This window comes from Rhodohalobacter sp. 8-1, from assembly GCF_038150125.1.
In the GTDB taxonomy this organism is placed as follows: Bacteria; Bacteroidota; Rhodothermia; order Balneolales; family Balneolaceae; genus SW132.
On sequence record NZ_JBBVMF010000004.1, the window covers coordinates 266,374 to 278,832 of the forward strand.

Here is a 12,459-nt window from a genome sequence, read left to right on the forward strand (position 1 = left end):
AGTTACCGAACCGGCCTTAAAAATGATTGATTTATTGACTGAAATGAATACCAGCTCACATAATCTGGCTGTAACATAAATATACAGTCATTCAGCGCGTTTTCATCGGCAAGATTTTGATGAAACAGTGAACGCGTATTGAGACCGTGTGCATTTATTTTGCTGCCTGTCATGGACGCCGCTGTTGCAATCATCCGGGTTCCTATAGCCGATTCGAGCGCAGTTGTAAAGATCACTTTGTCTTCAAGATGATCTCGGCTGCGCAATGTTGCAAACAGATCCATTAAATTTCCGTGAAGGGCTGGCTTGATGATCAAATAAGGATCAGATTTAAAGTGGTTAATCACTCTTTGTAATCCAAGCTCAGCTAATATTTCATCGGCAGCCACCGGAAAGATGCAATTACTCGCTACAGAATCAAACTGTTCGATGGATTCTGTCGGACAGGGTTCTTCAATATATTCTACCGGCAGGTTACGGAAATGAGATGACAATTCAGAGATATCAGCTGCAGGCCAGCTTCGGTTTGCATCAAGCCGAAACGAGATATCAAGATGATCTTTTGCCAGTGTCTTCAGGGAGTTCGGAAGATGGCCGGGGTTTGCAGTGACTTTGCATTTAAGCACTTTAAATCCCTGAGTGATGAGCGCCCGCGCATGCGATAAAAATGACTCTTGATTTGACTTCCCAAGTACTGCATTCACTTTTAAGGATGAACTCGGTATTAATTTTAAGATGGAGTGCAGCGGCTTTTGCTCCCTTACTGATATTATTGAAAGTCCAAGACTGCTTAACCCAAAATCGACGGAGGGATATTTTGACTGATCGCTTATCCAGGAAGAGAGTTCAGCAGGTGTGAATTTACGGGTTAAGAAATTGTCAATCTGTTGCTTATTTGATATCAGATTTGTTTCAGCTTGCTGGAGAGATTCTTTCGAAAAATCGGGTAGTGGCGCCACCTCAGAAACCAAATCAATGTCTGAAGAATGATATCGAAGGATCAGTCCCTCGCGATATTTAAATGTACCCACACCGGTGGTGAACGGCTTTTTGAATGGGAGTTGGTATCTGTACAGATCAAGCATAAGCGGAAATTATAAAACCGGCTGAAAATAGTATACCGAATATGAACATATAGCGGGCGGTATGTCCAAGAGTCTTATTAAGGGTTCGTTTGTCTTTGTTATTACGGATTAGGCTATTCAATCTGACGGCCTCAGGCAGAGAGAGTAGCGGAAGAAAAATCCAGTAGGAAACCGGGTAAAAAAAATAAATGATCACCAGTGAGAGATAGGAAATAATCAGCATTGAGATGTATTCAATCCGCAGTGCCTCCTCGCCAAACAGAACGCCAAGAGTACGTTTGTTGGCGATACGATCCTGATCAATATCCCGGAGATTGTTGACTACTAATATGTTCACACAGAGAGCACCCACCGGAATTGATGCCCAAACTGACAATGTAGACCAACCCAGCGTATTAACGTAGTAAGTTCCCATCACAGCAACAAACCCGAAAAATATGAAGACAAAAATATCTCCGAGGCCATTATAGCCAAGCGGGTAGGGGCCACCGGTGTAGAGCACACCAAAAAGAAGTGACGACAGACCTATGGCCAGAACAATCCATCCGCCGATCCAAACAAGGTATAGCCCGGCGATAAACGCGATAAGCATAGTCAGAATCGTGGCCAATTTCATGGTCTCCGGCTTGATGAGTCCCGCTGCCGTGGCGCGCTCAAAGCCAAGGCGTTCGTCTGTATCAGCCCCTTTGATGAAATCGAAGTAGTCGTTGGCAAAGTTGGTGCCAATCTGGATGGCAAACGCGCAGAACAGGGCAACGGCGGTAGTATCCAACCGGAATAACTGGTGGTACCACGCGATGGAGGAGCCGACAAGTACGGGAACAACCGCTGCGGCAAGAGTTTTAGGGCGTGCTGCGCTCAGCCAGAGTTTTAATTTGAGTGTATTCAAAAGAAAAATATGTATTTACAGTGTGGATAATTAAAGACAAAGAAGATAACGATTATCGCTTCTCCTAAAAAAGTTCAGGAATCACCGGGGTTGAAAATGACATAGCTTTAGTTTCTTTGTTTAGAAGCGCTTCTAATTTATATAATTAATACAATATAGATTTTCTCGTTTTTTTGTAAGTATATCGAAAGATGTGAATTAAAAAAATTTTGTTAATGGTCGCCCACTCAATATCTTAGTATTTGTTTTGAAGCTATCGGTAATAGGCTCTGTGCCCGGAGTGGGTACTGTAACTTTTATAAACACTTTTTTTAATAAAGTGCCACAATCCTGCTAGAGTTTCAAAGCACTTCAACCAACTCTAAACTTAATTACTTACGATCGCATGGCATACTCTAAACTTGAATATATTTGGCTTGATGGTTACGAACCAACTCAGCATTTAAGGAGCAAAACACGTGTTGCTCATGATTTCAGCGGAAAGCTTGAAGATGCACCCATCTGGGCCTTCGATGGCAGCTCTACAAAACAAGCGGAGGGGAGTTCTTCGGATTGTTTGTTAAAACCAGTTGCCATTTTTCCTGATCCGGATGTAAAAAACGGTTATCTCGTGATGACCGAAGTTCTGAACGCTGACGGAGAACCGCATTCAACAAATTCTCGTGCTGCAATCGATGAAGATGACAAAGATTTCTGGTTCGGGTTCGAGCAGGAATATTTTCTTGTGGATCCTGAAACCAACATGCCTCTCGGCTTTCCGATTAACGGCTATCCTGAACCACAGGGTCTCTATTATTGTGGCGTAGGAGCCCGTAATGTCTTTGGCCGTGAAATTATCGATGAGCATCTGGACATTTGCCTTGAAGCAGGGCTAAATGTTGAGGGAACGAATGGTGAGGTTGCCGCAGGGCAATGGGAATTTCAGATTTTCGCAAAAGGTGCAGCCCAGGCCGGTGATGAAATCTGGGTTGGACGCTATCTTATTGAACGTACAGCGCGCAAGTATGGTATTGCTGTTGATTTCCATCCTAAACCACTCGGCGATACAGATTGGAACGGATCAGGAATGCACGCCAATTTCTCAAATGGCTTTATGCGAGATACCGGCGGTGAAGAGAACATGAAGAAAATTTGTGATGAATTTGGTAAGCATATTGCCGAACACATTGCTGTTTACGGCGCAGATAACGATAAGCGCCTGACAGGTAAGCATGAAACACAGGCAATCGACAAATTTAGCTACGGCGTATCAGATCGGGGTGCATCAATTCGTATCCCTATTTCTACAATTGAAGAAGGCTGGAAAGGACGCCTGGAAGATCGCCGGCCGGCATCAAATGCCTGTCCTTACGAGGTAGCATCCAGAATTATAAAGACTGTGCGTAACGTAAAACCCTAATCGGTAATAACGTATAAAGTACATTTCGAATATGATCAAAAAGCCCTGTCTTAATTTAAGTCAGGGCTTTTTTTTGAGCTTCAATATTTGTACTGCATCATACTACGGCTCAAATTGACAACTTGGCACACATCCTGAGAAGAACCTGGAATCGGTTTTATATCACAATCAAACACTTTACATTGCTGAGGATGAAATGGGAAATCTGAGTTGGCAGAGACCACATAAACAAAGAGATTTTTTACCAGAATGGACACACTTGAAATAATCAAAACCATTGAAAAATATACCGGGTCACACATTAAATTTGGTGTGATTGATATTGATGGCGTGTTACGGGGTAAGATGATCTCAAAAAAGAAGTTCCTAAAGTCCGTCGACAAAGATATCGGGTTTTGTAATGTTATTTTTGGATGGGATGTGAACGACCAGGTATATGACGATTCCAAAGTGACCGGATGGCATACCGGCTTTCCCGATTCATCTGCTGCCATTGATTTGTCCACGTATCGCACCATTCCATGGAATGATAACATTCCGTTGTTTCTGGCTGATTTTCATCAGTCGGATGACCTCTCTGTCGTTTGCCCGCGAAGTTTGCTGAAACGTATTGGAGACCGTTGCAGAAATGCCGGTTACATCCCGAAGTTTGCAAGCGAATATGAATGGTTCAACTTTCGTGAAACACCGCAGTCATTGAAACAAAAAGGGATGGTTGATCCCGAGCCTTTAACGCCCGGAATGTTTGGGTACTCGCTGCTGCGATCTTCCCAGTATCATGACTTCATGAGCGGAATTGCCGGTCAGCTTGAAAGTTTCGGCGTGCCTGTAGAGGGCATTCATACCGAAACAGGCGATGGCGTATATGAAGCCTGTATCGAATATAGTGACCTGATCGAAGCAGCTGATCGCAGTATGTTGTTCAAGAGCGGTGTGAAAGAAATTGCGTTTCAACATGATATTGTTGCCAGTTTTATGGCTAAATGGAGTGATGATCTCCCCGGATGCGGCGGTCATGTCCACCAAAGTTTGTGGAACAGTGATGAGAGCGACAATCTTTTTTTCAGCTCCGGCCCAGGCAACGATCTACCCCCGATACTTGAGCATTACATTGCCGGTCAGCTTCACTGCCTGCCCGATATTTTACCGATGTATGCCCCAACGGTTAACAGTTACAAGCGCTTTGTGTCCGGGTCGTGGGCGTCTACCTCGGTTAGCTGGGGGAGGTCGAACCGGACGACGGCATTGCGTGTGATTCCCGGCGGAGAGGAGTCGGCCAGGCTGGAGACGCGTGTGCCGGGGGCGGATGCCAACCCATATCTTTCAATGGCGGCGTCACTGGCGTCGGGATTGTACGGGATCGAAAATAAACTTACTTTGGACATTTTTGAAACGCAGGGAAACGAATATCAAAATCCAAAAAGCCAATCTCTGCCGGCAAATTTGAAAGACGCTGCATCTCGCATGAAATTATCTGAACTGGCAAAAGAGCTGTTTGGTGATGCATTTGTTGAGCATTTTGTTTACACGCGGGAATGGGAGTGGGAGCAGTTTTCGAAACGCGTGACGGATTGGGAGCTTAAAAGATATTTTGAAATCATCTAAAGCGGTAATATGACTCAAATCGATTTTATTGGAATCGTTAGGGAAGCGGTAAAGCATTTCGACTCTTCAAAACGCATCGTACGAATTGATGACATAAGTGCTAAAGTATCGACCAATCACGTCTATCGAATTAAATTTTCCGACAATAACTTCATCATTGCCAAACTTTCGTATTTCGGCAAATTTGAACATTTTGTGGAAGATCACAGCGTCATTAATTCCCTGTCGAACAACTTGCCTGCACCGTTTGAAAATGTGCTTGCCCGGTCTCTTATTAAAGGAAATTCCCTTTTTGTTCACCGCTATACAGATAGTTTAATAGATGCCTGGATCGTATTTTATCGCCCGATGAGAGTACGCCAAAAGTTACCAAAGCGACTCAGCGAGGAGCAGATAAAAAAGCTAGCGAAAACCTTCGCACAGTTCCATCAGGCGTGCTACAGCGTCAGAAACACGCTGCCCCAGTCATCAAAAACAATGAAGATAGATATTGAGCATCTGCTGCGCATTCTGCAAACCAGTCTTGGACAGCATGATCACCGGATGCATCTCGATCTGATCAAAGAGCAGTGCCATCTTTTCCTTGATAATTCAGATAAACTTGGAGCAGACGAACTTGATGTGATCCCGGTTTTTGTGGACTGGAATATTGGAAACTTTTCTGTGACAAAAAATATGATGCTCTATTCCCGCTGGGACTACGACTGGTTCAGGGTGAGCTCGCGAATGATGGATTTTTATTTCTTTAGCCGTATCGTGTCTGATGTAGGAGATCAGACGATTTTTAGTTACGATATAGATCGGTTTATGGAGGACAGATTTATAATCTTTCTGAAAGCGTATCATGAGGAGTCCCCGCTTACGGAAAAAGAGATCAGGTACCTGCCTGAAACCTATCGGTTTTTTCTGCTGAACTATGTTATAAAATACGGGCGATATTTTTTCCACGAAGTCTTTTCGAACCGGCTCCAGATGGAAGCATGCACTCAACACTTACCTTCAATCGAAAAAAAATTCAGTGCAGAGCCGTTGCTCGACGCACTATTTGATTAATCAATCCTATGGACAGAGTTTCTTTTAAAGAAATCGCTAAACAGTATAAAGCTATCTTTGTAGACTCTTACGGAGTTTTAAAGAATCACAATGGTTTAATTGAGGGTGTACAGCCCGTTATTGACCAGCTTAGAGACGAGAAGAAAACAATCAGGGTTCTCACAAATGATGCATCACGCAGCCAGGAGCAACAGGTTGAAATGTTTACATCGCTGGGATTGAGCGGCCTGAAGGATGAGGAGATTATCACCTCGGGCATGCTGGCCCGTCACTTTCTGGAATTGAAAGTAAAAACTGGAAAAATTGCCTACTTAGGCACGCCGAACTCTGCCGGATATTTTCTGCAGTATGGCCTCGAACCAATACCTGTAGCTGATATAGACCTCGACAATGTAGATGAAATTGAAGCTTTTGTTTTCCTTGACGATGAAGGGTTTAACTGGGAGGAGGGCATAAACAAGACCGTGAATTTTCTTAGACGAAAGAACCTTCCGATTATCGTGGCCAATTCCGACAAATATTATCCTATCTCAAAAAATGACGTGGCAGTAGCTATCGGTGGAATAAGCAGGCTGATTGAGTCCGTGCTGAGCCAGAAATTCATCCGATTTGGAAAGCCGGATTCCCAAATGTTTATGTATGCATTTGATGATATCAACAAAACCGGGCTTTTTACGAAAAGTGATATACTGATGGTAGGAGATACACTTCACACCGATATTCTGGGCGGCAATAAATTTGGGCTGAAAACACTTCTTGTACTATCCGGTAATACCCGTCCTGAAAGCGTGGAGATGAAAATAAATTCGAGCGGTATCATTCCTGATTTTATTTCGGACTCGATACTGACATAAGAAACCTGTCAGGTTTTTTGAATTTTGAATTTGGAGCAAGTCTAATATACTTCAAACCTGACAGGTTTTGAGTTGACAATGCACTATTTTTTCGTCCAAATTTTAGCTGAACCACTTGTAGCCGTATATAAAGTCATCCCTGCCTCGAGCCGGGATTTTCCATTCTTGCCTGATCATATTACCCCTGAGTTCGATTATTAAATCATAAAGTAAATAGTCCCCCTTAGAAAAGGGGGAAACAGGGGGATGTTTATCAGATTCTTTAGAAATCAGATGGACACCCCTCTAAATCTCCCCTTTTTAGGGGAGACTTTAACTCTTATCTATTTAAAAATTTATAAATCGAACTGAGGTTATTACCCTGCATTGGCAAGTTCTTTACCGTTGTAAGGATGTGTAAGATCGCGGATCTCAGCCCGCGATTACATCTTGATGTTAGAGAAATTGGGAGATGCCGCATCGGGGTGCGTCATGACGAACACAACATTAATCAACAATAAAATCCCATAGAGAATTAAAAAGGAGCGTCATCGCCGCCGGGATTATGCGTTGGAGGCGGTGTCTGTGGCGGCGTCTGATCGGGCAAAAATTGTGAGTCACCCTTGCCTGATCCATCCGTCATGGGGTCATCGGTTTGCGTCAGTTTCTCGAACCGGGCGTACTGCTTAACAAAATACATACTTGATGTGCCAACAGGTCCGTTACGCTGCTTCCCGATAATGAGTTCGGCAAGGCCATTTGTGGATTGACCTTCAGCAGTGGATGTAATTCCATAATATTCAGGCCGGTAAAGAAAGCAAACCACATCGGCATCCTGTTCAATCGAACCAGATTCACGCAGATCACTTAGCTGGGGTCGTTTATCGCCGCCACGCTGTTCAACCGCCCGGCTGAGCTGCGACAGGGCGATAACAGGAACGCTTAACTCCTTGGCAAGTCCTTTGAGTCCTCTTGAAATGGTAGCAATTTCCTGCTCACGGCTGCCTATATCTTTCGAATTGGCTGTCATCAGCTGTAGGTAATCCACCACAATCAGGCCGATATCGTGCTCGCTTTTAAGACGGCGGCATTTGGTCCGGAGCTCCATCAGGCTGAGGCCGGGCGTATCGTCAATAAAAATTTTGGCCGTAAACAGGCGGCTGGCCGCGTCAATCAGTCGCTTAAAGTCTTCATCCTTTAACTGACCGGTTCGGGCCTGCTGGGCGTCAATTCGTGCCTCCATCGTAAGGAAACGCTGCACAAGCTGCTGCGATGACATCTCAAGGCTGAAAATAGCTACATTCTTCCGCATCGATTCATCCGGGTAGAGAACGGCATTCCGTGCACAGGTCAGTGTAAAAGCAGTTTTTCCCATCGACGGACGCGCCGCGATAATAATCAGATCTCCATCCTGCCACCCTGATGTATATTTGTCCACATCAAGCCCGGCCGGAACGCCGGTAATTCCTGAGGGTTTGCCGCGAAGGTCTTCAAGATACTGGAGCGTATCCTTCAAGATATCGCCAATAACCTGCGAGCTGGCGCGCGATTTTGTATTAGCAATTTCAAAAATCCGCTGTTCCGCCGCATCAAGGGATTCGAATGCATCGGACGTTGAATCGTATGCATTTTTGATGATCTCATTGCACTGAACAATCAGTTTTCGCTTGATTGCTTTTTCAGTTATGATCTGGGCATGGTAGCTTACATTGGCCGCCGAACTTACCGATCGCGTTAGATCGGCCAGGTAGCCGCCACCCCCGATTTTATCGAGCAGGTCGTTGTCGCGAAGTTCATTTTCAACCGTTAGTAGATCAAGAGGGTTGTCGCGCTCATAGAGGCTTTGAAGCGTTTCAAAAATGTGGCGATGGGCAGGTTTATAGAAGTCTTCTGACTGCAGCTGCTGCAGTGCGATGGTGGCCGATTCATGTTCAATGAGCATGGCTCCAAGCACAGCTTCTTCAACCTCAACTGCCTGAGGCGGAATTCGACCGCCATCCATCGACTTTGAATTACCGTTATTGTTCTGGAAATTAGAATCTCGCTGATCTGCCATACTGATAGAAACGTTGAATAAATGAGCTTAGAGGCTACTTTTTTTTTGTAATTGGGCTCATCAATGAATGGGATTCGCCTGAACAATTAAATTAACAAAAAAGGAGCTGAGACAAGAACGAAAACTTTATTAATCGATTGAAAAGTCAGATCTAAACCCTGGAGTTATTATAACACCGCTGCAGTATGCTCATACATGTTTTTCTTTGATGGATCCATCAAACCAACACTATTAAATGGTTTAATCTGTTGGATGACAAAATCTTTGAACCGCTCTACCTTATCACGGTTAGGTAAAGGGCTCTGTTCAAGAAGGGATGTGAGTTCTGCAAAACATCGTCGCATGACAGAATTGAGCTCGGGATTACCAGCACTCAAAAAGTGATCCGGCACATGTCCGGCAAGCCTGCTCTGCTCATAGTTAATAGAACAGATGAAATAGAGCATTGTAAAAGCAGTAAATAGATCGAAGTTTCGTCGGCTTTTATAACAGCCTGCAACCAACAGGTCAATGAGCTTCAGTTCTCTGAAAAATGCATCCTCGTAATCGCTTAGCCTGTTGTTTCGTTTGTCTGAATGATCATGAGTCTCCGTTAAAATAGAGACCAATTTTTCAACGCCGGACAGGGAATGCGCAATGCCCGTGCTGTGCAGCGGATCAACAAATCCGGCAGTGTGATGAAGTGCGGCCCAACCGTTGCCATACATGGTATTTAGTTTACGCTGGAGGCGTCCAGTTTTGACGAGTTTGCCGGGCATGTCAGCAATTTTTCCACTATTAAAGAGATTTTCCAGTGATGGGTAATCTGAAAGTATACGCTGCCACTCATCGGCAGCAGGTTTGCTATTTGGTTCACTTCCGTCTATAACAAAGCCTGCGCTCAGCAAACCATTGTTAAACCGAAGCATCCAGAGCCAACCAGGTTCAATGAGGTGGTGCAGCGCAGAGTGGTCGGGGTTGTAGGGATAATCGGCTGTTTTGGCTCCAAGGTTTTCCAGGTAAGGTTGCCACTCAGGTATATTCTCAAAATGAGAATAAATAGCTCGCGAACTTGTGTGGAATTCATCAGCCGAGGAAGTCGTGCCGAAAAACTGACCTGAAAACTGCGGCGAGCCGGTAGCGTCGATAATAAAACCAGCCTCAAGTATAATGGAATTTCGATCCTGGTTTGCCCGGACTGACCACGTTCCGATCTCTGTTCTATCAACGGAAGCAATCTCAGTGTGATCGAAGTAATTGATGCCGGCGTCTTTCACCATTTGCACGAACAGGGCATCTGTGTCGGGACGATACCACTGAGTGTCTGAATTATTATCATCAACGCTGGCGGCAACCAGCAATTCCATGCTGTGATCGGAATCGGATTGAAACCGCTGATGCTTTGAATGTTTGTAGTAGCTGAAACCGCGTTTGAGTCCGCATGTCACATTTGGATAATGTGTTTGCCATGATCCATAACGTGAAAGCTTTCTGAGTTGCGGCAGATTGTACGTGTCGGCCAGATCGCGCAGAATCATATCTGCAATCGGTGTAGAGGATTCCCCGATGGCAAACCTGGGATGTTCATCTTTTTCGACCAGACAGACATCAAAACCGGCGCTGTTCAGGCACAACGCCGTAATTGACCCGGTGAAGCCACTGCCGGCAATAAGATAATCGTAGGTTTTTGGGGGATGAGGCATAAAGTGAATTTCTTGAAAATATTGCAGGCTAACCTAACAAAAAGCGGGATAAGTTTGGTTCGTTACACAGTTATTTTTTTAACTTTTGAAGTAATGGGGAAAAGCATGAACGAACCGGCGGCGCCGGATGAGATCAACGAGGGATGTGTAACGTAGCGTTGGTTGAAAGATGTGAACATTCCAGGTCTGTTGACCCGCAAACACACCCCTGATTTCACAAATGACGCGCTGCGTCTTTGCTCCAATCTGTCCCCTCTTCCCCAAGGGATTCGGGGCAAGAGAAAATTTATAAGTTGCCACACCCAGCATCACATCTAACAAGCGGCAGAATTTTCTGTGTAAGATTCATTTTTTCGAGCCGGTTTTTGCGTGATGGCAGGCAACTATCACAATCAGAAAAACGATAAAGATCCCAGGTGTCGGCAAACACACGGCCACGGTTAAGGGCAAGCGCTCGATCAAAGGTCTCTTCCAGGGCGTGAAGGGTGGGAGGAACAAATAATCCGTCTTCAAGCAATCGATCCATAATGCCATTACCCGGGCGTGTCGGTATAATGGAGCAGGTATCGATTCCGCAGTCAAATGCGAAATCGACGGCCTTGAGCGACCATTCGATATTTTCTCGTGGATCCGTCAAAAACGGAGGATTCAGCAGAATAAATGCCCGCGTTTTAATGCCGTTCGATTTGAGAAAAGCGGCCGCCTGCTTAAAAACGTCAGTTGTGATCTGCTTGTTGAGTTGTGGAAGAACATCCGGATGAATTGATTCAAGCCCCATCGCCACTTCAAGATCTCCTTCTATCATCTGCTGAAATTCTGTGACGGATGAATTGCAAAGCTTCGGATGATTTTCAACCAGTACTGTTTCATAAGAATCCATTAGCTGCGCAATCTCTGCATGATCTTCCGGGGGAATCGCCTTTTTATCAAAAAAGTTACCGTTGTTATACAGCTTGATCATGTCCGCCGCCGGGAGTTTTTCAAGCCCCAAACGGATCTGTTCCGGAATGGCACCCGCCGGTGTGGGCTCATCAAGCGTGTCTTTCCAGAGATCGCACATCACACATTTAAACGAGCACTCCTTGTTGGTCAGAAACAGTGTGTTCACCCGTCTGATTGTGCCTTCAGCATCAGGTTCCTGTTCATGCAACCAATTGTAAGGGCGCCGGGAATTTACCTGTTTCTTTTGTGGCCTCAGGTCAATGATCTCTTTGTTAGTTTTCATCGCAGGTTTCTGATCTCGAGGAGTCTTTAGGAGTAAATTTCATCGAAGAATTCTGATAAGATTCTGATTTCTGCCACACCAATTTTTTTCAGTATCAAAAGATCTTTGTCTACGGTCAGTAGGTAATCAGCTTTACCATCTACTGCAAGAGACAGCAAAAAGTTATCTTTGGGATCCCGGCATGCTGATATATCTGAAGTTACAGTTACAATTTCTGCAACTTCATCTATCGTCTCTAAAATATCTTCCAATTCATCTCATGAGATATATTTTCTGAGCTTTGGGCGTCTGGCAACAGCTACAAATTCTTCAAGAAGTTCCTGACTAAAAAGAAGTTTGCACTCTTTGCTAAACAGCAATTCATCAAGTCTCTCGTATTTACTGCTTATTAAAAAACTGATCCATAGATTAGTATCGAGAATGAGGCGCATTCTTACTTATTAGTTCGTCTGGATCGGACGGTTTCCACCTCGCCAGCAATCTCTTCAGAGCTCGGAACATTATCTGATTTGGATCTTAATTTTTTTAATACTTCAGCAACCATTGTTGGTAGTTTCTCGAATAGTAATTAAATCTAAGTCCGCTAAGTCTCTCAGCAGTTGCCTGGCTTTGGGATTTAGTATGTCTATTTT

At 44.5% G+C, this 12,459-nt stretch carries 9 protein-coding genes and 1 pseudogene; 4 read left to right on the forward strand and 6 right to left on the reverse strand.

Annotated elements, in window-relative coordinates; translation table 11 throughout:
* Nucleotides 1-2: 2 nt before the first annotated feature.
* Both AABW11_RS05740 and AABW11_RS05745 read right to left on the reverse strand, forming a co-directional pair.
* Nucleotides 3-1,085: an enolase C-terminal domain-like protein gene (locus AABW11_RS05740; RefSeq protein ID WP_340103834.1), complete on the reverse strand. Its 1,083-nt coding sequence runs from the start codon at nucleotides 1,083-1,085 to the stop codon at nucleotides 3-5.
* Nucleotides 1,078-1,974 (reverse strand): 1,4-dihydroxy-2-naphthoate polyprenyltransferase, encoded by an 897-nt coding sequence (locus AABW11_RS05745; RefSeq protein WP_340103835.1) that lies wholly within the window; start codon nucleotides 1,972-1,974, stop codon nucleotides 1,078-1,080. The genes AABW11_RS05740 and AABW11_RS05745 overlap by 8 nt, the downstream gene beginning before the upstream one ends.
* A gap of 385 nt (nucleotides 1,975-2,359) precedes the next feature.
* On the opposite strand from AABW11_RS05745, the gene AABW11_RS05750 reads away from it, so the two are divergent.
* From AABW11_RS05750 to AABW11_RS05765, 4 genes are all read left to right on the forward strand, one after another.
* Nucleotides 2,360-3,373 (forward strand): glutamine synthetase beta-grasp domain-containing protein, encoded by a 1,014-nt coding sequence (locus tag AABW11_RS05750; RefSeq protein WP_340103836.1) that lies wholly within the window; start codon nucleotides 2,360-2,362, stop codon nucleotides 3,371-3,373.
* Between the two features lie 249 nt (nucleotides 3,374-3,622).
* Entirely contained in the window at nucleotides 3,623-4,978 is a 1,356-nt protein-coding gene (locus AABW11_RS05755; RefSeq protein WP_340103837.1) for a glutamine synthetase family protein, read from the forward strand.
* 9 nt (nucleotides 4,979-4,987) lie between these two features.
* Complete coding sequence (locus AABW11_RS05760) at nucleotides 4,988-6,031, forward strand: hypothetical protein (protein ID WP_340103838.1); 1,044 nt, start codon at nucleotides 4,988-4,990, stop codon at nucleotides 6,029-6,031.
* Between the two features lie 8 nt (nucleotides 6,032-6,039).
* Nucleotides 6,040-6,885 carry an HAD-IIA family hydrolase gene (locus AABW11_RS05765; RefSeq protein ID WP_340103839.1) on the forward strand — a complete coding sequence of 282 codons (846 nt, stop codon included), beginning with the start codon at nucleotides 6,040-6,042 and terminating at the stop codon, nucleotides 6,883-6,885.
* Between the two features lie 514 nt (nucleotides 6,886-7,399).
* Here AABW11_RS05765 and dnaB read toward each other — a convergent pair.
* From dnaB to AABW11_RS05785, 4 genes and pseudogenes are all read right to left on the reverse strand, one after another.
* A complete protein-coding gene (dnaB, locus tag AABW11_RS05770) occupies nucleotides 7,400-8,920 on the reverse strand; it encodes a replicative DNA helicase (protein WP_340103840.1) in 1,521 nt (506 codons plus the stop codon).
* 167 nt (nucleotides 8,921-9,087) lie between these two features.
* Entirely contained in the window at nucleotides 9,088-10,602 is a 1,515-nt protein-coding gene (locus AABW11_RS05775) for an NAD(P)/FAD-dependent oxidoreductase (RefSeq protein ID WP_340103841.1), read from the reverse strand.
* 286 nt (nucleotides 10,603-10,888) lie between these two features.
* A complete protein-coding gene (locus AABW11_RS05780) occupies nucleotides 10,889-11,827 on the reverse strand; it encodes a radical SAM protein (RefSeq protein WP_340103842.1) in 939 nt (312 codons plus the stop codon).
* A 26-nt stretch (nucleotides 11,828-11,853) separates the two neighbouring features.
* Nucleotides 11,854-12,258: pseudogene (locus AABW11_RS05785) on the reverse strand (putative toxin-antitoxin system toxin component, PIN family).
* Between the last annotated feature and the right edge of the window lie 201 nt (nucleotides 12,259-12,459).

Excerpts from the sequence above, each read along its gene's own strand:
- AABW11_RS05740 (WP_340103834.1), bottom strand. The coding sequence starts at position 1,085 with ATGCTTGATCTGTACAGATACCAACTCCCATTCAAAAAGCCGTTCACC.
- AABW11_RS05750 (WP_340103836.1), top strand. The coding sequence starts at position 2,360 with ATGGCATACTCTAAACTTGAATATATTTGGCTTGATGGTTACGAACCA.
- AABW11_RS05755 (WP_340103837.1), top strand. The coding sequence starts at position 3,623 with ATGGACACACTTGAAATAATCAAAACCATTGAAAAATATACCGGGTCA.
- AABW11_RS05760 (WP_340103838.1), top strand. The coding sequence starts at position 4,988 with ATGACTCAAATCGATTTTATTGGAATCGTTAGGGAAGCGGTAAAGCAT.
- AABW11_RS05765 (WP_340103839.1), top strand. The coding sequence starts at position 6,040 with ATGGACAGAGTTTCTTTTAAAGAAATCGCTAAACAGTATAAAGCTATC.
- dnaB (WP_340103840.1), bottom strand. The coding sequence starts at position 8,920 with ATGGCAGATCAGCGAGATTCTAATTTCCAGAACAATAACGGTAATTCA.
- AABW11_RS05775 (WP_340103841.1), bottom strand. The coding sequence starts at position 10,602 with ATGCCTCATCCCCCAAAAACCTACGATTATCTTATTGCCGGCAGTGGC.
- AABW11_RS05780 (WP_340103842.1), bottom strand. The coding sequence starts at position 11,827 with ATGAAAACTAACAAAGAGATCATTGACCTGAGGCCACAAAAGAAACAG.